We start from the raw sequence: 24804 nt of genomic DNA on the forward strand, positions 1-24804 counted from the left end.
CCGCCGTACCGGGAACGTCCGCGGGAGCGGGGCTACCAGGAACGCGGCTACGAGGAGCGCGGCTACGAGGAGCGCCGCCCCCAGCCCGCGCGTCGGCCGGAGCCGGCGCGTCGGCCCGAGCCCGCGCGCCGCGCACCGGAGCGGGAGCGTGAGCCCGACTACGACCGCGCGCCGGAGCGCAGGCCGGAGCGTGCTCCGCGACCGCGCCGCCGGATGCGCATCCCCGGCATGGGCTGCCTGAAGGTGCTGATCTTCCTGGTCGTGGTCGGCTTCCTGGTGTGGCAGTTCTCGCCGCTGCACGGCTGGATCGACCACGTCGTCAACGTCGTCCACGGCTGGTGGAACCAGGCCGCGCACTGGTGGCACCAGCTCACCAGCACCGCGAACCAGGTCGACAAGGTGCGCAAGTCCATTCCGAACATCCCCTCGGGCGGGAACTGACCCAAAGCAGCGGAACGGGTCGCGGGATTGACGATTTGTCGACTCCCAGCGGCCCGTCCACCACCCGCTGTCCCCCAAACGGCTCCAGGCCGCGTACTTTGGTCGCTGGCGCGGCCATGCGTCCCCGGACCTCGCCCGGGGCCCCGCCCTGACAACCAGCCCCAGATCGCGCACGGAGCAGCCTTGGCACGCAAGATCGGTAGCCGCTACACCGCGCACTCGGTGATCGGCCGCGGCTCGGCCGGGACCGTGTGGCTCGGGGAGGGCCCGGAGGGCCCGGTCGCGATCAAGATCCTGCGCGAGGACCTCGCGTCCGACCAGGTCCTGGTCGGCCGGTTCGTCCAGGAGCGCACCGTCCTCACCAGCCTCGACCACCCCCGCGTCGTCGGGGTCCGCGACCTGGTCGTCGACGGGGACGACCTCGCCCTGGTCATGGAGCTGGTCCACGGCAGTGACCTGCGCTCCCGTCTCGACCGCGAGGGCCCGTTCACGCCGCAGGCCGCCGTCTCCGTCGTCGCCGACGTCGCCGAGGGCCTCGCCGCCGCCCACGCGCAGGGCGTCATCCACCGGGACGTGAAGCCCGAGAACATCCTGCTCGACCAGGGTTCCAGCCCCGGTCCCGGCGGCGCGCCGCGCGCCAAGCTCTCCGACTTCGGCATCGCGCGGCTCGTCGACGCCCCGCGACGCACCCGCGCCACCCGCATCATCGGCACGCCCGACTACCTGGCCCCCGAGATCATCGAGGGCCTGGAGCCGCGCGCCGCCGTCGACATCTACGCCCTCGCCACCGTCCTCTACGAGCTGCTCGCCGGGTTCACCCCGTTCGGAGGCGGCCACACCGGCGCGGTGCTGCGCCGCCACGTCACCGAGACGGTCCCCTCGCTGCCCGGGCTGCCGGAGCCGCTGTGGAAGGTGCTGGCCCAGTGTCTCGCCAAGGCGCCCGCCTCCCGGCTGCGCGCCGCCGAACTCGCCACCGGCCTGCGCGAGCTGCTGCCCGGCCTCGCCGGGCTGCCGGCGCTGCACATCGCCCACCCCGACGCCCCGGCGGTCACCCCGCTGCCCGGCTACGACGCCGAGGACGAGACGGCGGAGGACGAGGAGACCGCGACGCCGCGCCGACGCCGCGGCTCGGCGGTCCCGCTGGTCCCGGGCAGCGCGCCCGACTCCAGCCGGGAGACCCACACCAACCTGCGCCGCCCCCGCCCGGAGGAGCTGACCGGCCTGGCCGAGGCCTCCCGCGCCCAGCGCGCCGCCACGGCGGGGCGGCGGCCCGGCTCCTCCCCGCTGGGCGCGCAGCGCAACGGAGCGGGCGGGGCCACGGCGCGCCGCCGTCGGCTCGTCCTGGCCGGCGCGGCCGCGGTCGTGCTGGCCATCGTCTGCGTCGGCGGCTACGCGGCGTTCTCCGGCCCCGACACGACGCGCCACCACCACGACAACCCCGGCGACGCCGTGTGGCCCACCGCGTCGAGCACCCGCGCGGCCGGGCTGCCCAAGGCGCCCGTCGCGGGCGCGACGGACTCGGTCCCGGCCTCCGGCGACCCGTACCTGCCGGTCTGGGCGGCCTGGACCGACGCCCCCGCCGTGCCCGCGCCGCTGGTCAGCGGCGTCCGCGCGGTCCGGATGGACGGCACGGCCTTCGTCTTCGGCACCGACGCGACCGGTGCGATCCGCTACCTGACGCGGACCGGCGGCTCGTTCGGCCCGTGGGGCAAGCTCACCGGGATACACGTCAGCGGCGAGCCGGCGCCCGTCGTACTGCCCGGCGGCGTGCTGCGGCTCTTCGCCACCGGCACCGACGGCCTGATCTACCAGCGCGACTACAGCGGCGGCACGTGGACCCCGTGGAGCCAGCTGGACGGCCACACCCGGGTCGACTCCCCGCCGGCCGCGGCCGCCACCGGCGACCGCGTCGACCTCGTCGCCCGGATCGGCGGAGACCTCGCGACCACCTCCTACGTCGGCGGCGCGTGGACGGCCTGGGCCGCGGTCTCGACGGTGGGCCAGGTCGCCGGAGAACCGGCGCTGGCCGCCGAGAACGGCGGCAAGGTCGACGCCTTCGTCGCCGCCTCGGCGGGAGCGGTCCAGCACACCCAGCTCGCCGACGGCCTCTGGCACACGTACCGCGCCGTGACCGGGGTCAGCGGCCAGGCGCGCCCGGAGGCGGTCCAGCTCGGCACGGGTGAGGTCTACGTCTTCTCCACCGGCCCGGCGTACGCGGCGAGCGCGTCCGGCGCGACGTGGATCCAGGGCACGCTGCCCTCCGGACCGGCCTCCTCCTACGCCCCGGGCGCCTACGCGGACGGCGGCGGCATCACGCTGTTCCGCGTCACGCCGTCGGGGGGCCTGCAGTACACGCACGGGAAGTAGCGCCGCGCCCCTGCGGCACCAGTTGCTTCCCGCCCTGCATTAGGCTTGGCGTGTGGCAGCCATTGATCCTTCCGAAGAGCTCAAGTCGCTCGAGTCGACCATGCAGTCGATCGAGGCAGTCGTCGACCTGGACAGGCTCCGGTCCGACATCGCGGTCTTCGAGGAGCAGGCCGCCGCACCCGACCTGTGGGACGACGTCGACAGCGCCCAGAAGGTCACCTCGCGGCTCTCCTACCTCCAGGGCGAGCTGCGCAAGATCGAGTCCCTGCACGCCCGCATCGACGACCTCGGGGTCCTGTTCGAGCTGGCCGAGGCCGAGGGCGACGCCGACGCGCGGACCGAGGCCGAGGCCGAGCTGGAGTCGGTGCGCAAGTCCGTGCAGGAGATGGAGGTCCGCACCCTCCTGTCCGGCGAGTACGACTCCCGCGAGGCGCTGGTCAACATCCGCGCCGAGGCGGGGGGCATCGACGCCGCCGACTTCGCCGAGCAGCTGATGCGCATGTACCTGCGCTGGGCCGAGCGCCACGGCTACCCGACCGAGGTCTACGACACCTCCTACGCGGAGGAGGCGGGCATCAAGTCCGCGACCTTCGCCGTGAAGGCCCCCTACGCCTACGGCACGCTCTCCGTCGAGCAGGGCACGCACCGCCTGGTGCGCATCTCGCCGTTCGACAACCAGGGCCGTCGCCAGACGTCCTTCGCGGGCGTCGAGGTGCTGCCGGTCGTCGAGTCCAGCGACCACGTGGACATCGACGAGAAGGAGCTGCGCGTCGACGTGTACCGCTCCTCAGGCCCGGGCGGCCAGGGCGTCAACACGACCGACTCGGCGGTGCGCATCACCCACCTGCCGACCGGCATCGTCGTCTCCTGCCAGAACGAGCGCTCGCAGATCCAGAACAAGGCCTCGGCGATGAACGTCCTGCAGGCCAAGCTGCTGGAGCGCCGCCGCCAGGAGGAGCGCGCCGCGATGGACGCGCTCAAGGACGGCGGCAGCTCCTGGGGCAACCAGATGCGCTCCTACGTGCTGCACCCGTACCAGATGGTCAAGGACCTGCGTACCGAGCACGAGGTGAGCAACCCTCAGGCGGTGCTCGACGGCGATCTGGACGGCTTCATCGAGGCGGGGATCCGCTGGCGCAAGAACCAGGAGAAGGCCGACGCGTAAGCGCGTGTGAACGCTTCGTAGCATCAGTGAGGGCCCGGTGGTCGCAAGTTGACCGCCGGGCCCTCGCCGCACCATGCTGACGCCCGAAACCTGAGTGGGGGACAGAACGGAAGGGGCGGGTGTGGCACGCGGACACCGCAGAACGAGCAGCCGCATACGCATTGCCGGCGCCGCGCTGGCGCTGGTCGGCGCCGGCCTGACGATCACCGGGGTGGCCAACGCCAGCATCGTCGACGGGCCGAACGACAACTCGACGGTCCCGGGCACCGCGTACGACAGCGGCACCCCGGGCGTCAGCGTGAGCGTCGGCCTGCTCGGCGGCGACAACGGGAACGGCGGCAACAGCGGCGGGGCCAACGGCGGCGGCAACGGCAACGGTGGGGACAACGGCGGCTCCGGAATCGCCACCCCCTCGGACAGCGCCTCCGGCGCACCGAGCACCGGCGCCTCCGTCGCGCCCTCGACCTCGGCGGCCACGGCCACGGCTTCGGCCGGCGCGGGCGGCAGCGCCTCCGCGTCCGCCTCGCCGGGCAGCGTGGGAGGCGCGAGCGGCGGCGGGGAGGGCGGCATGACGCAGGCCCCGAGCCGGACGCAACTCGCCGAGACCGGGAGCTCCGACAGCACTCCACTGATCCTCGCGGGCGGACTCACCTTCGTACTCGGCGGAGCTGTGTTCCGCTTCGGGCCACGCGCCGCGAGCAGCCGTAGGCACTGAGTCACCCTGGGTGACGAAGAAGGGCCGGGACCGATCGGATGATCGGTCCCGGCCCTTCTTCGTGCGGCTGGTACCTGACGGCTACGTGCTCACCCGCCTCAGGCGAACGCGTGCCGCGCTATCACCACGCAGGCGATCAGCGCTGCCAGCAGCGCGATCAGCGTCGCGGGGGACAGGGAAGCGAAGAACCCCTGCTGCTGCATCATGCGCGCCCGGCTGGCCCGGCACGTGGGGCAGCGCCCCTCGCTCACGGGACCCGAGCAGTTGGCGCACACCAGGCGGTCGAGCGTCATCGCGATCTCCTCCTCTGATGTGCACAACGCAGAACCCAACGAAGTGGGTTCCCTCCACTGTGCCACGTCACGCGCGATCCGGTTGCCCCTTGTCATGGTTTGTCCACTACTGTCCGTGAACTCCCCCACGATTCCAAGGCCGAACCTGCGGGGCTGCGTCCGCTTCGCGTAGGGTCAGCCCAGCCCTGTCCGCCTACACTGGCCCACCGTGATGCAGCCGTGATCAGATTCGACAACGTCTCCAAGACCTATCCCAAGCAGAACCGTCCGGCGCTGGACAACGTCTCGCTGGAGATCGAGAAGGGTGAGTTCGTCTTCCTGGTCGGATCCTCCGGCTCCGGCAAGTCGACGTTCCTGCGCCTGATCCTCCGCGAGGAGCGCCCGAGCACGGGCGAGGTCCACGTCCTCGGCAAGGACCTGGCCAAGCTCTCCAACTGGAAGGTGCCGCACATGCGTCGCCAGTTGGGGACGGTCTTCCAGGACTTCCGCCTGCTGCCCAACAAGACCGTCGGCCAGAACGTGGCCTTCGCGCTCGAGGTGATCGGCAAGCCCCGCGGGACCATCAAGAAGGTGGTGCCCGAGGTGCTCGAGCTGGTCGGCCTCGCCGGCAAGCAGGACCGCATGCCGGGAGAGCTGTCCGGTGGTGAGCAGCAACGTGTGGCCATCGCCCGCGCGTTCGTGAACCGCCCGATGCTCCTGATCGCGGACGAGCCCACCGGTAACCTCGACCCGCAGAACTCCGTCGGCATCATGAAGCTGCTGGACCGGATCAACCGGACCGGCACCACGGTGCTGATGGCCACCCACGACCAGGCCATCGTCGACCAGATGCGCAAGCGCGTCATCGAGTTGGACCAGGGTCACCTGGTCCGCGACCAGTCCCGCGGCGTCTACGGCTACCAGCACTGAGTTAGGACACATCAATGCGAGCCCAATTCGTCATGGCGGAGATCTGGATCGGTCTCCGCCGAAATCTGACGATGACCATCGCCGTGATCGTGAGCGTCGCCCTGTCGCTCTCCCTGGTCGGTGCGGCCATGTTGCTGAACTCCCAGGTGAACCAGATGAAGGGTTACTGGGGCGACAAGGTCGAGGTGTCGATCTACTTCTGCAACAAGAACAACCAGAAGAACACCAAGGACACCCCCAACTGCGCCTCGGGTGAGGCCACCCAGGCGCAGATCGACGCGGTGCACGGCCAGCTGGACAAGAACCCGCTGGTGCAGAAGGTCTACACGGAGACGCCGGACCAGGCGGTCGTCAACTTCAAGAAGCAGTTCCCCGACTCGCCCCTGGCTCCGTACGTCACCGCCGACTCCTTCAACAACTCCCTGCGGGTCAAGCTGACCAACCCCTCGCTGTACCAGGAGGTGGCCAGTCAGGTCGAAGGACAGCCGGGCGTGGCCAAGGTCGACGACCAGAGCGCCGTGCTGAAGCCGCTGTTCAACCTCATGAACACGGCACAGTGGGTGGCTCTGGCCATCATGGTGATCATGTTCGGCGTGACGCTGCTGCTGATCGTCAACACCGTCCGCGTCTCGGCGTTCAGTCGTAAGCGCGAGACGGGCATCATGCGACTCGTCGGCGCGTCCAACTTCTACGTGCAGATGCCGTTCATCGCGGAGGCGGCCTTCGCCGCCGTCGTGGGCGCGGTGCTGGCCTCCGGCATGATCGCCGTGGGCAAGTACGTGCTGATCGACATGGTGCTGAGGAAGCAGATCACGCTGATCAGCTTCATCGGCTGGGGTCCGGTGATTCAGGTGATGCCGCTGCTGGTGGTCATCGGCGTCGGCATGTCCTCGCTGGCGGCCGTTCTCACCCTCCAGAAATACCTGAAGGTCTGACGATCCGACGCTGATCCGATCCGACCAGGACACAAGCCCCGGAAGCGGTACTGCTTCCGGGGCTTTTCCTCGGGCGGGGGCTGGTGTGACGGCCTGTCGGCTCTAGACTGTTCTGCCATGTCACCCTCGCGCCCCGTCATTCGCGTCCAGCTGGCGCTGGCGCTGGTGTTCGCGGCGGTCTGCGCGATCGGCGCCGGAACCGGCGCCTGGGGCACCGAAGGTGGCCCCGTCACCTCGGCCGTGCCGCGGCACGGCGACGTCGGCGACGCGGTCCGCGACCGCTGGACGGCCGACTACACCGCCCAGCAGTTCGCCGCCTACAGCGAGGAGCTCGACGGCCACTACGTCGGCGTCGGGCTCTGGTTGGCGCGTTCGTCGCAGGGCGTCGTCACGGTCACCCGGACCCTGCCGGACAGCCCCGCGGCCCTGGCCCACCTCCAGGCCGGGGACCGGCTGACCGCTGTCGACGGCACGCGGGTCGCCGGCCGACCGGTCACCCAGGTCGTGGCGCTCCTGCGCGGCGGGGCGGGCGGGCAGGTCGGCTCCGCGGTCACGCTGCTGCTCCAACGCGGAACGCGGCAGTGGACGGTGGAGCTGCACCGGGCGGTGCTCGACGAGGACGACGTCCGCGTCGACCACCCCGAGGGCGGGGTGACCAGGATCAGCATGGACGCCTTCACGGTCGGCTCCTCCGAGCAGGTGCAGGCCGCCGTCCACCAGGCGCGGCTGCACACGGCCGGCGGCCTGCGCGGCATCCTGCTCGACCTGCGCGGCAACTCCGGCGGCCTGGTCGCCGAGGCGGTCGCGACCGCCTCCGTCTTCCTCAACGGCGGCCCGGTGTCCCGCTACCAGTCGGCCTCGGGCGGCCCGGAGCAGACGCTCACGGCCGCGCCGGGCGGCGACACGACGACGCCGCTGGTGATCCTCGTCGACGGCGGCACCATGAGCGCGGCGGAGCTCCTCACGGGCGCGCTGCGGGACCGGGGGCGCGCCGTGGTCGTCGGGCAGCCGACGTTCGGCAAGGGCGCGGTGCAGGAGCCGCAGACGCTGACGGACGGCGTGGTCCAGGAGCACACCGTCGGCCACTACCTGACCCCCTCCGGCGTCTCGCCCGAGGGGCAGGGCATCCAGCCGGACGTCGTGGTCCCGGCGGCGGCGAGCCCGCAGGCGGCCGAGGACACCGCGCTGACCGTGCTCGACGATCTCGACGACGCGAACGGGCCGTAGCGCGCGCCCGGGTGCGGCCTGCCGGGATAAGGCCGTGCCGAAGGCCCGGCCGAAGTGCGAGAATGTCCGGCACTATGGCGAAGAAGAAAGACGACCCGCGCAACAAGCTCATCGCCTCCAACAAGAAGGCGCGGCACGACTACAACATCATCGACGAGTACGAGTGCGGCATGGTCCTCATGGGCACCGAGGTGAAGTCCCTGCGTCAAGGGCGGGCCTCGCTCGTCGACGGCTTCGCCGAGGTGAGCGGCGGCGAGGTCTGGCTGCACAACGTGCACATCATGGAGTACGCGCAGGGCACGTGGACCAACCACGCGGCCCGGCGCAAGCGCAAGCTGCTGCTGCACCGGTACGAGATCCACAAGCTGGAGCAGAAGCTGAAGGAGACGGGCTTCACCCTGGTCCCGCTCTCCCTCTACTTCAAGGACGGCCGCGCGAAGGTCAACCTCGCGCTGGCCCAGGGCAAGAAGCTCCACGACAAGCGGCAGACGCTGCGCGAGAAGCAGGACACCCGTGAGACGGCCCGCGCGCTGGCGGCCGCACGGCGTCGTCAGGGTTAATGAACTGGACCGTGGTGTTGCGGTAGCCGTACCATGGGCATTGCTCCAGGCGGTCCCCACCGCCCGGGAGCGGCCTCGCGAGAGGTCTTGACAACTGAAGAGCACACCCACATGGGGGTGATCGGTTTCGACTGGGGATGTCGAGCCAGAGGAAGCGAGCCGAGGAACGCGGCAATGATCTCGTTAACCACGTGTCGCAAAAAAATAATCGCCAATTCTAAGCGCGATCACTTCGCCCTCGCCGCCTGAGCGAGCATCGAAGTTGTCAGACCGGGCGCGTCCCCGTCCCGGATCCTGGCATAATCTAGGGGACTCCACCGTTCGACCCGGTCACGGGGTCGTGCGGAAAATCTAACAGTGGCTGGGCCCGTCGGGAGCTTGTCTGCGTGACTCCCGGGGCCGAGAAAAGCACAGCAGACTGCGCTCGGAGAAGCTCTGGTTCCGCACCACAGGACGCGGGTTCGATTCCCGCCACCTCCACACCACGCATCTCGAAAGACGATGCGACCCATGTGTAGGAAAAGCCGCCCGTCTTTCGACGGGCGGCTTTTCTGCGTTTCGGACCGTCTCGTTCAGGCCGCGCGGGTCAGCGCCCGGCGGGCCTCGTGGAGGGCGAGGGGCCAGTCGAAGCCCGGGGTGTCGTCCTGGCCCGGGGCGGTCGTGCTCTCCGGCACGACGATGCGGGCGCCGGCCGTGTGCAGGGTCTCCAGGGAGCGGGCGTACTGCGGGTGTGCGGCGAGCGCGGAGTTGACGCAGGGGAGAGCGACGGTGGGGATGCCGCGGCCGAGGGCCTCGGCCGCGTAGCCCACCACGAAGGTGTCGGTGAGGCCGAGCGCCCAGCGGTTGATCGTGTTGAAGGTCGCCGGGGCCAGCAGGACGACGTCGGCCGTGGGCCAGACGTCCTCCTGGCCGGGCAGCTTGTAGTGCGCGCGGACGGGGGCGCCGGTCAGCGCCTCCAGTCCGGCGAGGTACGGGTGCAGCCACCCGGCGGCGGTGGGGGTGAGCCCGAGGCACACCCGCCAGCCTTCGGCCTGGGCCTGCTCGACGGCCGAGGTGATGGTGAGCACGGGTTGCGCGCCGGTACCGAGGAGATAGAGGACGGGTTGATCGCCTGTCATGGCCCTCACCCAACAGGGGAACGGGTGCATCGTGCAAGCGGGTCGGCGCTCCGGCCGGTCAGGCCACCGGCGCGTCGAAGTCGATCGGGTAGCGGAACTGCCAGGCGCGGCTCTCGGGCTTCGCCAGCTTGAACATCGTCGGCAGCAGCGCGTCCCGGATCACCCGTGCGACCGGGCCCGCGGCCTTGCGGGAGTTGGTGCGGGCGGTCTCCTTGATGATCCGCTCCACCCGCGGGCGACGCAGGTCCTCGTAGCGGGCGAGCGCCTGCGGCAGCGGCAGGTCGCGCAGGCAGCGGGCGAGCTGGACCGCGCTCTCGGCGGCCAGCGAGGCGCCCTGGCCGGAGCTGGAGGAGGGCGCGTGTGCGGCGTCGCCGGTGAGGACCATCCGGCCGCGGCTCCAGATGACCCGGCTCGTCTTCGTCGGGAGCGGCATGTTCTCCGCGCTGCCGGCGAAGAGCATCGTCTCCGGCTCGGTGGCGGCGAGCATCCGGGCCGCCGGGGTGTTGTCGTCCGCGCACATCTGCCGCAGGTGCTCCAGCCAGTACGCCGCGCCGAGCTCGCGCTGCTGGTTGACCGACAGCGGCTGCGGCACGGGCAGGTTGATGAACCAGATGCCGGTTCCGTCCGGGAAGACCTGCCAGGCGAAGAAACAGCGCTTGCCGAAGGTCATGTGCATCCAGCCCTCGGTGGCCGGGACGTCGGTGACGGTGACCATGGCGCCGAAACCGGCGGTGCCGGCGAACTGCGGGGACGGGGCGGCCGGGTCGATCAGGCGGCGGACCGTGGAGCGCAGGCCGTCGGCACCGATCAGCACGTCGGCGGTGGCGGTGGTGCCGTCCTCGAAGCGCGCGGTGACGCCGTCGGCGTCCTCGCTCGCGTCGACGATGCGCTTGCCGTAGACGGTGGCGATGCCGCGCTCCTCGGCGGCCCGGCGCAGGGCGCCGAACAGCTCGGCGCGCATCACGAAGCGGGTCGGGTCGATGCCGGGCAGCGTGCCGAACCGGGCCAGCGTCTTGCCGTTCCAGCTGTGCAGCACCAGGCCGTTGGTCGGCGTGCTGACGGCGCGGACCGCGTCGCCGACGCCGATCGCGTCGAAGGCCTGGACGCCGTTGGGCGACAGACCCATGCCGCCGCCGACGTTCTCGGCGGGGCCGTCGTATGCCTCGAAGATCGTCGCCTTGATGCCCGCCTGCTCGAGAGCCATCGCGGTGACGGGGCCGGCGATACCACCGCCGACGACCAGTGCGGAGCGAACCTTGCCAGTCTTGGTGTCCATGGATTTATAGTTGCATTGAAACTAGTTGCTTGTCAACTACTGGCATGGCGAGTAGCGCCGCCGCCCGGCGGACCTAGGCTGGAACCCATGGCGTCCCCCAAGCTCAACGATCGCGCGCTCAATCGGGCATTGATGTCGCGTCAGCTGCTTCTCGCACGTGAGGAGCGCTCCGCACTGGAGGTCGTCCGGCATCTGGTCGGGATGCAGTCGCAGATCCCGCTCAACCCCTACACGGCCCTGTGGTCCCGGCTGTCCGGCTTCGATCCGGCCGAGGCCTCCGCCCTCCTCGCCGGGCGGGAGACCGTCCGGCTGTCGACGCTGCGCGGGACGATTCATCTCCACGACGCGGACGACGCGCTGCTGCTGCGCGCCTTCTGCCAGGGCGTGCACGAGGCCACCCCCTTCGGCGAACGGGCCGTCTTCCGCAGGCAGCTCTCCGGGATCGAGCCGGAGGAGCTGTGGGCGGCCGGGCGCGCGCTGCTGGAGGAGGCCCCGCGGACGACCGGGGAGCTCGGGAAGGCGCTGGCCGAGCGGTTCCCCGGGTACGAGCCGAGCGCGCTGAGCACCGCCGTCCGCTACAAGCTCTCCCTGGTGCAGGTCACCCCGCGCGGGGAGTGGGGGCGCAGCCGGACGCCGACGCTGACCACCGTCGAGGCGTGGCTGGGCCGTCCGCAGCGCACGCCCGACGCGGCCGCGGTCGAGGCGCTCGTGCCGCGCTATCTCGCCGCGTTCGGCCCCGCGAGCGTGCGGGACATGCAGGCCTGGTGCGGGGTGACCCGGCTCGGGGAGGTCTTCGAGCGGCTGCGGCCCGGCCTCGTCGTCCTCGCCGACGCGACGACCGGCCGCGAGCTGTTCGACCTGCCCGACGCGCCGCGGCCCGACCCGGAGACGCCCGCCCCGCCGCGCTTCCTGCCGGACTACGACAACGTGCTCATGGGGCACGAGAACCGCGCCCGGGTGCTGGGCGACGAGGCCAGGGTGCGGCTGTCCGCCAACAGGAACGGCTACCGGCCCGCGCTCCTGGTCGACGGCCGGGTCGCGGGGGCGTGGTCCCTCGCCACGCGCGGGCGCGCCGGCGATCCGGCGGTCCTGGACGTCGAGCTGTTCGAGGGCGGCGCCGCGAAGGCACCGGCCGAGGTGCGGGCCCGGATCGAGGCGGAGGCCGCCGACCTGCTGACTTTCCTCACGCCGGAGGCGTCCACGGGCGAGGTGCGCCTGCACTGAGAGCGGGTACAGGGCGTAGGATCAACAGTTCCCTTTTTCGGAAGGGAACCGCACCAGCCCATGATGGACCAGAGGGGAACTCTTGGCCTCGCCCACTCGCCCGTCCGCCGAGCCGGCCCAGTCGAGCGACCACAGAGCCGATCCGGCGCCGACCGACCACGCGACCCTGCTCGCCAGGGAGATCGCGGTGGAGCAGGCGCATCTCGACACCGTCTACCGGCGCCTCGGCGAGAAGCTCGCCGAGGCGGAGTTCCTGCTCGACGACGCCAACCGCAAGTTCCTGGCCGGCACGCCCGGCGCGCTGGCCGAGCGCGACGCGCAGGTCTACCAGGCCGGACGGCACCTCCAGCGGCTGACCAACGAGTTCGAGGACTTCCTCTTCGGCCGGATCGACCTGCAGCAGCCGGACCGGCCCGAGGAGGACGGCTTCCCCTCGCAGACCCCGCTCGACCCGGCGGACCCGAACATCGCCGAGACGCTGCACGTCGGCCGGATGGGCGTGCTCGACGCCGAGTACGGCCCGCTCGTCGTCGACTGGCGCGCGCCCGCCGCCGCGCCGTTCTACCGGGCCACCCCGCGGCAGCCGGGACGGGTCGTGCGCCGCCGTGTCATCCGCTCGCGCGGCCGCAGGGTGCTGGGCGTCGAGGACGACCTGCTCCGCCCCGACCTCGATCCGCGCCTCGACGGTGAGCCGCTCGCCGTCGTCGGCGACGGCGCGCTGATGGCGACGCTGGGCCGGGCCCGCGGTCACTCGATGCGCGACATCGTCTCCTCCATCCAGCAGGAGCAGGACGAGGTGATCCGGGCCCAGGCCGCCGGGGCGACGCTGGTCACCGGCGGTCCCGGCACCGGCAAGACCGCCGTGGCCCTGCACCGCGCGGCCTACCTGCTCTACCACGACCGCCGCCGCTACGCGGGAGGCATCCTCGTGGTCAGCCCGACCCCGCTGCTCGTCTCCTACACCGAGGGCGTGCTGCCGGCGCTGGGCGAGGAGGGGCAGGTCGCCATCCGCGCCATCGGCGGCCTGCTCGACGGCGAGGACGCCGACCGCTACGACACCCCCGAGACCGCCCGGCTCAAGGGCTCCTCGCGGATGCTGCCGCTGCTGCGCCGCGCCGCCCGGGCCGGCCTCGACGGGCCGGACACGCCGTCCGAGCTGCGCGTCGTCGCCCTGGGCGAGGTGCTCAGGCTCGACGCGGACGCGCTGCGCAACCTGCGCCGCACCGTTCTCGGCGGCAACACGCCCGTCAACCTGCTGCGCCCGCGCGCCCGGCGGGCGCTGCTCGACGCGCTGTGGACGCGGCTGCTGCGCGGCCGCCCGGCGCCCGCCGACCGCTACGAGCGGGAGGAGCTCCAGCGCCAGCGCGAGAGCTTCGACGAGTACGTGGGTGACGAGGACGCCTTCCTCGACTTCCTGGACGCCTGGTGGCCCGCGGTCACCCCGCGCCGGGTGCTCGCCGTCCTGGCCGACCAGCGGCGGCTCGGCGGCCTCGCCCGCGGCGCCTTCGGCCGCGCCGAGCTGCGGCTGCTCTCCGACTCCTGGAAGCACCTGGACCGCCACGGGCGCGGCGGCGTCTCCGTCGCCGACGTCGCGCTGCTGGACGAGCTGAACACGCTGCTGGGCGAGCCCTACAAGCCGCGGGTGCGCCAGGTCGATCCGACGGACCTGCTGACCGGCCTGGACGAGGTCACCGTCTACGGCGACCGCCAGCGCCGCGAGCAGGAGCAGCGCGCCGCCGCGGCCGCCGAGCGCCGCGACTACGCGCACGTCATCGTGGACGAGGCGCAGGACCTGACGCCGATGCAGTGGCGCATGGTGGGCCGCCGCGCCCGCAACGCCACCTGGACCATCGTCGGCGACCCGGCGCAGTCCTCGTGGATCGACCCGGCCGAGGCGCAGGCCGCGATGGACGAGACGCTGGCCGGGAAGCCGCGCCGCCGGTTCACGCTGACCACCAACTACCGCAACCCGGCCGAGATCGCCGAGGTCGCCTCGCGCATCCTGACCCAGGCCGCGCCCGGGACGGAGCCGCCGGTCGCGGTGCGCTCCACGGGCGTGGAGCCGCGCTTCGCCGCGGTCGCGGCCGAGGACGGCTTCGGCGAGGCGGCCCGCGCGGAGGTGCGGCGGCTGCTGGACGAGGTCGAGGGCACGGTCGGCATCGTCGTGCCGATGGACCGGCGCGAGGAGGCGCGGGCCTGGATCGCCGGCCTCGGCGAGCGCGCCGTCGCGCTCGGCAGCCTGGAGGCCAAGGGCCTGGAGTACGACGCAACGGTCGTGGCCGACCCGTCCGGGATCGCGGGGGAGTCGGAGGCCGGCCTGCGGGTCCTGTACGTGGCGCTGACCCGCGCCACGCAGCGGCTGACCGTGCTCAGCGGACCGCTGGACCTGCCGGACTCGGCGGGCGTCCCCGCGCTGCTGCGCGGCTGAGGCCGTCTGACAGGGGGTCATGCGGAAGGGGCTCCCCACCGGCGCGGTGGGGAGCCCCTTCTGATGGTCCGTTCAGTGCGACACCGACCCGCCATGCTCGCCTCGCGGCAAGTGGTCCCTCTGAGGGACGAAGGTTGGGCCCGGGGGCTTGGATCGAGCCGGTGTCGCACAGCCAGAGTAACAAACGCCTCCCGGAACGCATTCCCCTGCGCCGAAGAACCCGCTCCGTGGAACTGTATTTCCGCCTACTGACAAGTAGGTGCGACCATCGGAGCGACTCCATATGTTGTAGCGGTTCAGGAAGAAGGCAGCGTCGATGACGGCCGTTCCCAGTGTCTCCAACTCGATCACGGTGCGCCTGGAGGTCCCGGCCCGCGGCAACGCCGTGAGCCAGATCACCACCTCGGTGGAGTCCTCCGGCGGCACGGTGACCGGCCTCGACGTCACCGCTTCCGGCCTGGAGTCGCTGCGCATCGACGTCACCATCGCCGCCGCCTCCGTCGCCCACGCCGAGGAGATCGTCGAGAAGCTGCGCACGATCGAGGGCATCACCATCGGCAAGGTCTCCGACCGCACCTTCCTGATGCACCTCGGCGGCAAGATCGAGATGTCCTCGAAGCTGCCGATCCGCAATCGTGACGACCTGTCGATGATCTACACGCCCGGCGTCGCCCGGGTCTGCATGGCCATCGCCGAGAACCCCGACGACGCCCGCCGCCTCACCATCAAGCGCAACAGCGTCGCGGTCGTCACCGACGGCTCCGCCGTGCTCGGGCTGGGCAACATCGGCCCCAAGGCCGCGCTGCCGGTCATGGAGGGCAAGGCGGCCCTGTTCAAGCGGTTCGCCGGAATCGACGCCTGGCCGATCTGCCTGGACACCCAGGACAGCGACGAGATCGTCGCCATCGTCAAGGCCATCGCCCCCGGCTTCGCGGGCATCAACCTGGAGGACATCTCCGCGCCGCGCTGCTTCGAGATCGAGGCCCGCCTGCGCGAGGCCCTCGACATCCCGGTCTTCCACGACGACCAGCACGGCACCGCGATCGTCGTGCTCGCCGCGCTGACCAACGCGCTCCAGGTGGTCGGAAAGCACATCGGCGACGTCCGCGTCGTGATGTCCGGCGCGGGCGCGGCCGGCACCGCGATCCTGAAGCTGCTGATGGCCGCGGGCGTGCAGCACGCGACCGTCGCGGACGTGCGCGGCGTGGTCCACCTCGGCCGCGACGACCTCAACGACTCGCTGCGCTGGATCGCCGAGAACACCAACCGCAGCAACCGCACCGGCTCGCTCAAGGAGGCCGTGCGCGGCGCCGACGTCTTCATCGGCGTCTCCGCGCCGAACGTGCTGGACGGCGAGGACATCGCCGCCATGGCCGAGGACGCGATCGTCTTCGCCCTGGCCAACCCGGACCCGGAGGTCGACCCGGCCGTGGCCCGGCAGACCGCCGCCGTGGTGGCCACCGGCCGCAGCGACTTCCCGAACCAGATCAACAACGTGCTGGTCTTCCCCGGCGTCTTCCGCGGCCTGCTGGACGCGCAGAGCCGGACCGTCAACACCGAGATGATGCTGGCCGCGGCGCGTGCGCTGGCCGCGACGGTGGGCGCCGAGGAGCGCAACGCCAACTACATCATCCCCTCCGTGTTCCACGCCGACGTGGCCAAGACCGTCGCGGCGGCGGTCCGCGACGCGGCGATCGCGGCGGGCACCGGCCAGGCGCCGAGCAGCGGTGCCGGCGAGACCGGGACCTTCCCGATCGTGTCCGGCTGAGTCCGGCAGGCGCAGCGTTCACGAAGCGTTCACCTCTCCCCGGGTGGACCAGCGCTCGACCCGGGGCTGACCTGCGTTTGGGGCCACCGGACCGCAACCGATACGGTGTGCCCCGGCGCGTCGTTTACGACACTTCCGGAAACGTCCGCCTAGAGTGACCGGCGGGAGTCCCATGAGCGCACGCGGGAGCGTGGCGCTGTTCGTGTGACTCTCGCGGGTGCCGGATTCGCTTTCCCGGCGGTAGTGGGGGCAGGATTCGTGCTCAGGCACACCCCATCGCCTGTCGGGACGCCATCGCAGCCTTCGCAGGCTGCTCGATGGCTCGGCTCGGCAGCCGAGGCGGCGGTCCTCCGGGGCAGCCGAGGATCGCAACGCGACAGACCACAATGGAGTACACATGAACCGCAGTGAGCTGGTGGCCGCTCTCTCCGAGCGCGCCGAGGTGACCCGCAAGGACGCCGACGCCGTCCTGGCGGCCTTCGCCGACATCGTCGGCGACGTCGTGGCCAAGGGCGACGAGAAGGTCACCATCCCCGGCTTCCTGACCTTCGAGCGCACCCACCGTGCCGCTCGTACCGCCCGCAACCCGCAGACCGGCGACCCGATCCAGATCCCGGCCGGCTACAGCGTGAAGGTCTCCGCGGGCTCGAAGCTGAAGGATGCCGCCAAGGGCAAGTGAGCCCTGGCGCCGGAGCCCCGACCACCAGGGGCTCCGACCCGTGTCGCCGAGCCGGCCACCCCGCGTCCGCGGGGTGGCCGGCTCGCGCCGTTCGGGCGCTGGTTGACTGTCCCCATGCACCAGGAGGGGGCCCGCATGTCATCCGAGGAGATCGCGCCGATCGAGCGCTTCCTGTCCACGTTCGCCCGCCGCCAGGCCGCCCGGACGGAGGACTTCCCCGGCGGGTTCGCGGTCCGCAACGGCGCGTACACGCGCTCGCACGACAACAACCAGCTGATCGTCGACGCCGCGACCGAGCCCGCGCTGCTGGCGGCCCGTGCGGACGCGCTGCTGGACGGCCTGGAGCACCGCAGGATCACCGTCCTCCCGGACGCCGTCGCGCGGGCCTGTGCGCCCGCGCTGGCCGCCGCCGGGTACGACCACGCCCCCGAGCTGCTCATGGTCCATCGCGGCCCGCGCCCCGCGCCCGCGGTGCCCGCGGAGCCGGTGACCCTGGACGACCTGCGCGAGCCGCTGACGCGCCAGCTGCGCGGCTGGATGCCCCAGGCGGACGAGGAGACGATCGACCACCTGGTCTCCCGCCGCGCGGCACGCCCCGGCGGCGCGCCCGAGGTCCTCTTCCTCGCCGCCCGCGCCGAGGACGGCGCCGTCGCCGCCTGGGCCGACCTCTACCAGGACCGGGCCGCAGGCATCGCCCAGATGGAGGACCTGGTCACCGCCGACGAGCACCTGCGCGCGGGCCACGCCACGACCGTCCTCACCACCGCGCTGCACCGCGCGGCGGACGCGAGGATCTTCTTCCTCATCGCGGAACCGGACGACTGGCCCCGGCAGTGGTACGCCCGGAGCGGCTTCGCGCCGGTCGGGTACATCCACGTGTTCACACGCCGGGCCTGACCACCGGCAAACGGGACCGGCGCCGCTCTGCGCCCGGAGTCATCCGTGCAGAGCGGCGCCGGGGTGGTCGCCTACAACCGGTCGGGCGGTCCGTGACGGACGGACCGGGTCAGGCCGCCGGCTCCGGGAGCTCGATCTGGGCGCCCAGGGCCCGGAGCTTGTCCATGAAGTTCTCGTAGCCGCGGTTGATCAGGGCGATGCCGTGGACGCGCGAGGTGCCCTGCGCCGCCAGCGCGGCGATCAGGTAGGAGAAGCCGCCGCGCAGGTCCGGGATGACCAGCTCGGCGCCCTGGAGCTTGGAGGGGCCGGAGACGACCGCGGAGTGCAGGAAGTTGCGGCGGCCGAAGCGGCACGGCGTGCCGCCCAGGCACTCGCGGTAGAGCTGGATGTGCGCGCCCATCTGGTTCAGCGCCGAGGTGAAGCCGAGGCGGGACTCGTAGACCGTCTCGTGGACGATGGACAGGCCCGAGGCCTGCGTCAGGGCGACGACCAGCGGCTGCTGCCAGTCGGTCTGGAAGCCCGGGTGGACGTCCGTCTCCAGGGCGATGGCCTTGAGCTCGCCGCCCGGATGCCAGAAGCGGATGCCCTCGTCGTCGACCGCGAAGGCGCCGCCGACCTTCCGGAAGGTGTTGAGGAAGGTCATCATCTCCAGCTGCCGCGCGCCGCGTACGTAGATGTCGCCGTGCGTCGCCAGCGCCGCGCAGGCCCAGGACGCCGCCTCCAGGCGGTCCGGGAGCGCGCGGTGGTTGTAGCCGCCGAGGCGGTCCACGCCGGTGATGAGGATGGTGCGGTCGGTGCCCATGGAGATGATCGCGCCCATCTTCTGCAGCACGCAGATCAGGTCCACGATCTCCGGCTCGATGGCCGCGTTGCGCAGCTCGGTGACGCCCTCCGCCAGCACGGCGGTCAGCAGGACCTGCTCCGTCGCGCCCACGGACGGATACGGCAGCTCGATCTTGCAGCCGCGCAGCCGCTGCGGGGCGCTCAGCTCGGTGCCCTGCGGGTGCTTCTCGATGACCGCGCCGAACTGGCGCAGCACGTCGAAGTGGAAGTCGACCGGTCGGCCGCCGATGTCGCAGCCGCCGAGGCCCGGGATGAACGCGTGGCCGAGGCGGTGCAGCAGCGGACCGCAGAACAGGATCGGGATGCGGGAGCTGCCCGCGTGCGCGTCGATGTCGGCGACGTTCGCGCGCTCGACGGAGGTCGGGTCGAGCACCAGCTCGCCCTCCTCCTCGCCGACGCGCACGGTCACGCCGTGCAGCTGCAGCAGGCCGCGCACGACCTTGACGTCGCGGATGTCCGGAACGTTGCGCAGCCGGCTCGGCTCGTGACCCAGCAGGGCCGCCACCATGGCCTTGGGCACGAGGTTCTTCGCGCCGCGGACGCGGATCTCGCCCTCCAGCGGCGTTCCGCCGTGGACGATCAGGACATCGTCGGTCATGTTCTCGCGATCCTGGGGGGTCTGGGGAGTCGGATGGTCGAAAAGTGCGCAAGGGTGCACGCACCCTGAGAGATGGTAGTGGTCCCGCCCGCGGTTCCTTTCCGCCCCGGTGACCCTCCGCCCCTGGCTGGACGGCGGATGCGGGGTGAAGCGCTGTGGGGAAGGTCACGGGCCGCTGCGCGGACGCGCGCGTTCGAATGCCGTCCGCGGGCCTGGTGCGGGATCATGTCTGGCATGACGGTGCCCGTCTCGCTCACCGGACGTCTGCTCGTGGCCACCCCGGCCATGACCGATCCCAACTTCGACCGTGCGGTGGTCCTGCTGCTGGACCACGACGCGGAGGGTTCGCTCGGCGTCGTGCTGAACCGGCCGACGCCGGTCGAGGTCGGCGCGGTGCTGGAGTCCTGGGCCGATCTCGCGGGCGAGCCGTCGGTGATCTTCCAGGGCGGCCCGGTCGGTCTGGACTCCGCGCTGGCGCTGGCCGTCGTCCCCGGGGAGCAGGGCGAGGACGAGGTGCTGGGCTGGCGCCGGGTGCACGGGGCGATCGGCCTGGTGGACCTGGAGGCGCCGCCGGAGCTGCTGGTCGGGGAGCTCGGCGCGCTGCGGGTCTTCGCCGGCTACGCGGGCTGGGCGCCGGGCCAGCTGGAGGACGAGGTGGTCCAGGGTGCCTGGTTCGTGGTCGACTCCGAGCCCGGCGACGTCTCCGCCCCGGCTCCGGAGCGGCTGTGGCGCGCCGTGCTGCGCCGCCAGCGGGGCGAGCTGGCGCTGGTGGCGACGTACGCGGACGACCCGAGCCTGAACTGACCTCGGCCACGTCGTCGCGCCGACCTCGGCAGCGACCGGAATCACGTCGGAGGGCTGGACCGTTCCGGAACGGCCCGAACTAGACTTGGCGGCCATGAGCACCCTTGAGCCCGAGCGCGCGACCGGTACCGGCACCCTGATCGAGGCGGTCCCGCAGACCTCCCACGGCGACGGCGATCACGAGCGGTTCGCGCACTACGCCGACAAGAACAAGATCATGGAGAGCGCGCTGAGCGGCACGCCCGTGGTCGCGCTCTGCGGCAAGGTCTGGGTGCCCAGCCGCGACCCGAAGAAGTACCCGGTCTGCCCCCTGTGCAAGGAGATCTGGGAGGGCATGGACAACAAGGGCAAGGACAAGGGCAAGGACAAGTAGTCCTCTCGCCCTTCCTGCTCCGCCCCGCTCCGCGGGAGACGTGACGACGGGTGCAATGGTCTAGTCCTTCGGGGCGAGGGCGGGGCAGGATGAGGTCATGGACCTCATTCCCGCGCCGCTGTCCCTCGCCCAGGCCGCCGGATCCGGCGGCTACGACCTGACCGCCGCCACCGCGCTCACCGGCGGCGCGGGCGCCGAGCCCGTCGCCGCCTGGCTCCGCGCGGAGCTCGGCGCGGCCACGGGCCTGCCGCTGCTGCCCGGCCCCGCCGGCATCGCCCTCGCCGTGGACGAGACCCTCGCCGCGGAGGGCTACCGGCTCGTCGTGGACGCCGACGGCGTCCGGCTGACCGGCGGCAGTCCTGCCGGGCTGTTCTGGGGCGCGCAGACGCTGCGCCAGTTGCTCGGCCCGCAGGCCTACCGCCGCGGCGCGCTCCCTTTGGACGGCTGGTCGCTGCCCCACCTCGTCGTCGAGGACGCGCCCCGCTTCGGCTGGCGCGGCCTGCTGCTGGACGTCGCCCGGCACTTCCTGCCCAAGGCGGACGTGCTGCGCTACGTCGACCTGATGGCCGCGCACAAGCTCAACGTGCTGCACCTGCACCTGACCGACGACCAGGGCTGGCGCGTCGAGATCCGCCGCTACCCCCGGCTCACCGAGGTCGGTTCCTGGCGCGAGCGCTCCATGGTCGGCTTCCGCGACGGCGAGCGCCGCGACGACCGCCCCCACGGCGGCTACTACACCCAGGACGACCTGCGCGAGATCGTCGCCTACGCCGCCGCCCGGCACATCACCGTCGTCCCCGAGATCGACATCCCCGGCCACTCGCAGGCGGCGATCGCCGCCTATCCCGAGCTCGGGAACCACGACGTCGTCGACACGACCGCGCTGCGGACCTTCACCGACTGGGGCATCAACCCGAACGTGCTGAACGTCGAGGACGGCACGCTGCGGTTCTACGAGCACGTCCTGGAGGAGGTGCTGGAGCTCTTCCCCTCCACCTTCGTCCACCTCGGCGGCGACGAGTGCCCCAAGCAGCAGTGGCGCGCGAGCGCGGCCGCGCAGGCACGGATCAAGGAGCTGGGCCTCGCCGACGAGGACGAGCTGCAGAGCTGGTTCATCCGCCACTTCGACCGCTGGCTCGCGGAGCGCGGCCGTCGGCTGATCGGGTGGGACGAGATTCTGGAAGGCGGTCTGGCGGCAGGGGCGGCGGTTTCGTCCTGGCGGGGCTACGAGGGCGGAATCGCCGCCGCGCGGGCGGGACATGACGTGGTGATGTGTCCCGAGCAGCACGTGTATCTGGACCACCGGGAGTCAGCGCGGGCGGACGAGCCCATCCCCGTCGGCTACGTGCGGACCCTGGAGGACGTCTACCGCTACGAGCCGCTCCCGCCGGAGCTGCGTCAGGACGCGGCGGCGGCAGGGCACGTGATCGGCACTCAGGCCAACCTCTGGACGGAGTTCATGGACGACGCCCGCAGCGTGGACTACCACGCGTTCCCGCGCGTGGCCGCGTTCGCGGAGGTGGCCTGGTCGGACCTGCCCCGCGAGCCGGAGGCTCGCGACTGGGAGGGTTTCGCCGACCGCATGGCCACCCACTACGCCCGCCTCGACGCCATGGGCGTCGAGTACCGCCACCCCGACGGTCCCCGCCCCTGGCAGACCCGCCCCGGCGTCCTGGGACGCCCCCATGACGGACGACCCTGACCTTCTTCGCAAAAGGGGCAGTTGCCCCCATGGGGCCGGGCAAGGCCCCCGCCGGGGCTTTCACACACCGTGTGCAATCGTTGTCCTTCCACGCCACACCAGGAGGGTGCGCGGCAGGTGCGTTTCCACGTACCGTACGGCCAGGAGGGTGGCGGCGTGAGCGGCCCGAGCACGGTGGGACACGAGTGAACCAGACGATCATGCTCCCGGCCTCGTTGGACGAGGCCGTCAGCGCCATGGCGGAGTCGCCGGGCGCGGTGCCGGTCGCGGGCGGGACCGACCTGATGGGTGCGGTCAACGCCGGGCTGCTGCGCCCGATGGCGCTGCTCGGACTGGGGCGCGTCGCCGAGCTCAGAGGCTGGCAGTACCAGGACGGCGCGGCCCTCCTCGGCGCGGGGCTGACCCACGCCCGCATGGCACGCCCTGACTTCGCGGCGCTGATCCCCGCGCTCGCCGAGGCTGCGGCGACCGTCGGGCCGCCGCAGGTGCGCAACGTCGGGACGCTCGGCGGCAACATCGTCAGCGCGCACCCGGCCGGGGACACCCTGCCGGTGCTCGCCGCGCTCGAGGCCACGGTGACGCTGGTCGGTCCGGAGGGTGGACGCGAGGTGGCGGTCAGTCACCTGCTGACCGGTTTGGACCCCTTGCGTTCGGGTGAGTTGCTCGCATATGTCCGAGTTCCGCTGCTGCACGCGCCCCAGGTCTTCCTCAAGTCCGGTGGCCGCACCGGCCCCTCCCGCGCCGTCGCCTCCGTCGCGCTGGTGCTGGACCCCGCCCGCAGGGCCGTGCGCTGCGCGGTCGGCGCCGTCGCGCCCGTCCCGCTGCGGCCGTTGGAGGCCGAACAGTGGGTCGCCGGCTGCATCGACTGGGACGGGGAGCGTACCGTCGACCCGGGTGTGGCGCAGGCGTTCGGCGAGTACGTCGCCTCCGCGTGCGTACCCGAGCCCGCGGCCGAGGTCGCGGCTGCTAGAACGGATGCCGCTCCCACCACGGCACGGCTTCGGCGTACCGTGTCCGTACTGGCCCGCCGCGCACTCGGGAGGGCGCTGAAGTGACGGACTTTCTGACTTCCCCCATGGGGTTCGGCGCGGACGACTCGCCGCGTGCCTCGTACACGCTGCGGGTCAACGGCGTGGACCGGCCCGTCGTGGACGCGTGGGTCGGCGAGAGCCTGCTGTACGTGCTGCGCGAGCGGCTCGGCCTCGCGGGCGCGAAGGGCGGCTGCGAGCAGGGCGAGTGCGGCGCCTGCTCGGTCCAGGTGGACGGCCAGCTGTCAGCCGCCTGCCTGGTGCCGGCCGCGCTCGCGGCGGGCGTCGAGATCCGTACCGTCGAGGGCCTGGCCGAGGAGGGCGTGCCCTCCGACGTGCAGCAGGCGCTGGCCGAGAGCGGCGCGGTCCAGTGCGGCTACTGCGCGCCCGGTCTCGCGATGGCCGTGCACGACCTACTGGAACGCAACCACCACCCCAGCGAGCTGGAGGCCCGTCAGGCGCTCTGCGGCAACCTGTGCCGCTGCACCGGCTACCGAGGCGCCCTCGCCGCCGTCCAGGCCGTCGCCGCCGCGCGCGCGGACGAGGACGAGTCGCCGGGGGAGGACGTCGTCACGACGCCGTACTTCGGCGACGGTCCGGTGGACGGCCTCATCGAGGCCACCTCACCGGTCGAGGAGCTGGTCCCGATGGCCGGGCCCTCCGTCCCGGCCCAGGCCCACCACGTCGACGGCTACGAGCAGGCCGACGGCTACGAGTACGACGGGTTCGAGGGCGACGACCAGGCCGGGGACGACGACGGCTACGACGTGGAGGCGGAGCTGCCCGTCTACGTCGACGTGCCGCCGCAGCACGGCGGTTACGAGAACTACGGGACGCCGGGCTACGGCGCCCAGGAGCCGGGCTACCCGCAGCAGGAGAGCTATCCCCAGCAGGGCTACGCCACCGGCACCTACGGCCAGTCCTACGAGCAGCCCTACACCGACGGCCCCTACCCGGGCGGCCCGTTCGGCGGGCGCTTCCCGAGCCAGTCCGACGGCCCCGCCTCGGGCCAGGCCACCGGGGACGCGGTCGGCACACTGCTGATGTCGGAGCCGGGCGGCTCCCAGGCGCGACCGGTCGTGGACGCCGCGCAAGGGGAGTACCACCCGTCGGCGGACTACGCGACGGACGACCACGCGACCGGCGAGTTCCGCACCGCGGACCTCCGGACCGGGGAGTTCCACACCGGCGCGTACGCGACAGGACAGTTCGAGACGGGACAGTTCGCGACCGGGCAGTTCGCGACGGGGCAGTTCGACACCGCACAGTTCGCGACCGGGCAGTTCGCGGCGGGCGACTACGCGGCCGAGGGCTACCCCGGCGAGCAGACGACCCCGACCGTCCCCGAGCAGGGCGGTCCGGCCGGGCCGGCGGCGGGGCAGACCGGCGAGCTGCGCCTCGGCTCTGGGCTGGGCGCCGGTCTCGGCGCGGGCATGCGGGCCCAGGCCGCCGCG

20 protein-coding genes, 1 other RNA gene and 3 pseudogenes are annotated in these 24804 nt (G+C 72.2%); 20 read left to right on the forward strand and 4 right to left on the reverse strand.

Translation table 11 applies throughout. The features are described 5' to 3' along the window. From TR48_RS43850 to TR48_RS33910, 5 genes and pseudogenes are all read left to right on the forward strand, one after another. Positions 1-441: pseudogene (locus TR48_RS43850) on the forward strand (hypothetical protein); the annotation flags it as partial. Between the two features lie 183 nt (positions 442-624). Beyond that, positions 625-1854: pseudogene (locus TR48_RS46040) on the forward strand (serine/threonine-protein kinase); the annotation flags it as partial. A 207-nt stretch (positions 1855-2061) separates the two neighbouring features. After that, entirely contained in the window at positions 2062-2808 is a 747-nt protein-coding gene (locus TR48_RS47000) for a DUF8189 domain-containing protein (protein WP_500799100.1), read from the forward strand. Positions 2809-2860: 52 nt separating this feature from the next. Beyond that, positions 2861-3973, forward strand: a complete 1113-nt coding sequence (prfB, locus tag TR48_RS33905) for a peptide chain release factor 2 (protein ID WP_042374346.1) — start codon at positions 2861-2863, stop codon at positions 3971-3973. A 121-nt stretch (positions 3974-4094) separates the two neighbouring features. Next, positions 4095-4688 (forward strand): LPXTG cell wall anchor domain-containing protein, encoded by a 594-nt coding sequence (locus TR48_RS33910; protein WP_042374347.1) that lies wholly within the window; start codon positions 4095-4097, stop codon positions 4686-4688. A 98-nt stretch (positions 4689-4786) separates the two neighbouring features. Here TR48_RS33910 and TR48_RS33915 read toward each other — a convergent pair whose 3' ends face one another. Next, complete coding sequence (locus TR48_RS33915) at positions 4787-4981, reverse strand: hypothetical protein (protein ID WP_042374348.1); 195 nt, start codon at positions 4979-4981, stop codon at positions 4787-4789. Between the two features lie 219 nt (positions 4982-5200). Here TR48_RS33915 and ftsE point away from each other — a divergent pair, with 219 nt between their 5' ends. The 5 genes from ftsE to ssrA all read left to right on the forward strand — a co-directional run bounded on the left by ftsE (position 5201) and on the right by ssrA (position 9095). Next, positions 5201-5890 carry a cell division ATP-binding protein FtsE gene (gene ftsE / locus TR48_RS33920; protein ID WP_042374349.1) on the forward strand — a complete coding sequence of 230 codons (690 nt, stop codon included), beginning with the start codon at positions 5201-5203 and terminating at the stop codon, positions 5888-5890. Positions 5891-5904: 14 nt separating this feature from the next. Further along, on the forward strand, positions 5905-6825 hold the full coding sequence (gene ftsX / locus TR48_RS33925) for a permease-like cell division protein FtsX (protein ID WP_042374350.1): 921 nt from the start codon (positions 5905-5907) through the stop codon (positions 6823-6825). A 117-nt stretch (positions 6826-6942) separates the two neighbouring features. Then, complete coding sequence (locus TR48_RS33930; protein ID WP_042374351.1) at positions 6943-8052, forward strand: S41 family peptidase; 1110 nt, start codon at positions 6943-6945, stop codon at positions 8050-8052. A 74-nt stretch (positions 8053-8126) separates the two neighbouring features. After that, positions 8127-8612: an SsrA-binding protein SmpB gene (smpB, locus tag TR48_RS33935; protein WP_042374352.1), complete on the forward strand. Its 486-nt coding sequence runs from the start codon at positions 8127-8129 to the stop codon at positions 8610-8612. A 113-nt stretch (positions 8613-8725) separates the two neighbouring features. Continuing rightward, positions 8726-9095, forward strand: a transfer-messenger RNA (tmRNA) gene (gene ssrA / locus TR48_RS39810). A gap of 89 nt (positions 9096-9184) precedes the next feature. On the opposite strand, the gene TR48_RS33940 is transcribed toward ssrA, so the two are convergent. Together TR48_RS33940 and TR48_RS33945 are read right to left on the reverse strand one after the other, a co-directional pair. Then, positions 9185-9730, reverse strand: a complete 546-nt coding sequence (locus TR48_RS33940) for a flavoprotein (RefSeq protein ID WP_042374354.1) — start codon at positions 9728-9730, stop codon at positions 9185-9187. Positions 9731-9788: 58 nt separating this feature from the next. Next, entirely contained in the window at positions 9789-11006 is a 1218-nt protein-coding gene (locus tag TR48_RS33945; protein ID WP_042374355.1) for an FAD-dependent oxidoreductase, read from the reverse strand. A gap of 87 nt (positions 11007-11093) precedes the next feature. Here TR48_RS33945 and TR48_RS33950 point away from each other — a divergent pair, with 87 nt between their 5' ends. From TR48_RS33950 to TR48_RS43855, 5 genes are all read left to right on the forward strand, one after another. Next, entirely contained in the window at positions 11094-12230 is a 1137-nt protein-coding gene (locus TR48_RS33950) for a winged helix DNA-binding domain-containing protein (protein WP_042374356.1), read from the forward strand. 82 nt (positions 12231-12312) lie between these two features. Continuing rightward, positions 12313-14658, forward strand: a complete 2346-nt coding sequence (locus TR48_RS33955; protein ID WP_439654520.1) for a HelD family protein — start codon at positions 12313-12315, stop codon at positions 14656-14658. Between the two features lie 316 nt (positions 14659-14974). Beyond that, positions 14975-16426, forward strand: a complete 1452-nt coding sequence (locus TR48_RS33960) for an NAD-dependent malic enzyme (RefSeq protein WP_042374358.1) — start codon at positions 14975-14977, stop codon at positions 16424-16426. A gap of 397 nt (positions 16427-16823) precedes the next feature. Next, complete coding sequence (locus tag TR48_RS33965; RefSeq protein WP_042374359.1) at positions 16824-17105, forward strand: HU family DNA-binding protein; 282 nt, start codon at positions 16824-16826, stop codon at positions 17103-17105. Between the two features lie 135 nt (positions 17106-17240). Next, the gene (locus TR48_RS43855) at positions 17241-18002 is read left to right on the forward strand and encodes a GNAT family N-acetyltransferase (protein WP_042374361.1); all 762 of its coding nucleotides are present in this window, start codon (positions 17241-17243) and stop codon (positions 18000-18002) included. 109 nt (positions 18003-18111) lie between these two features. On the opposite strand, the gene murA is transcribed toward TR48_RS43855, so the two are convergent. Next, the gene (gene murA, locus TR48_RS33975; RefSeq protein ID WP_042374364.1) at positions 18112-19443 is read right to left on the reverse strand and encodes a UDP-N-acetylglucosamine 1-carboxyvinyltransferase; all 1332 of its coding nucleotides are present in this window, start codon (positions 19441-19443) and stop codon (positions 18112-18114) included. A gap of 225 nt (positions 19444-19668) precedes the next feature. Between murA and TR48_RS33980 the strand changes: the two genes are divergently transcribed. The 5 genes and pseudogenes from TR48_RS33980 to TR48_RS46900 all read left to right on the forward strand — a co-directional run. Continuing rightward, complete coding sequence (locus TR48_RS33980; RefSeq protein ID WP_042374365.1) at positions 19669-20247, forward strand: YqgE/AlgH family protein; 579 nt, start codon at positions 19669-19671, stop codon at positions 20245-20247. Between the two features lie 94 nt (positions 20248-20341). Then, positions 20342-20620 (forward strand): DUF3039 domain-containing protein, encoded by a 279-nt coding sequence (locus tag TR48_RS33985; RefSeq protein ID WP_042374366.1) that lies wholly within the window; start codon positions 20342-20344, stop codon positions 20618-20620. A gap of 97 nt (positions 20621-20717) precedes the next feature. Then, complete coding sequence (locus TR48_RS33990) at positions 20718-22322, forward strand: beta-N-acetylhexosaminidase (protein WP_042374367.1); 1605 nt, start codon at positions 20718-20720, stop codon at positions 22320-22322. A gap of 200 nt (positions 22323-22522) precedes the next feature. After that, complete coding sequence (locus TR48_RS33995) at positions 22523-23377, forward strand: FAD binding domain-containing protein (RefSeq protein WP_174501761.1); 855 nt, start codon at positions 22523-22525, stop codon at positions 23375-23377. 35 nt (positions 23378-23412) lie between these two features. Continuing rightward, a pseudogene (locus TR48_RS46900) lies at positions 23413-23887 on the forward strand ((2Fe-2S)-binding protein); the annotation flags it as partial. Between the last annotated feature and the right edge of the window lie 917 nt (positions 23888-24804).

The sequence above is a fragment of the Streptacidiphilus neutrinimicus genome, assembly GCF_000787815.1.
Lineage (GTDB): Bacteria > Actinomycetota > Actinomycetes > Streptomycetales > Streptomycetaceae > Streptacidiphilus > Streptacidiphilus neutrinimicus.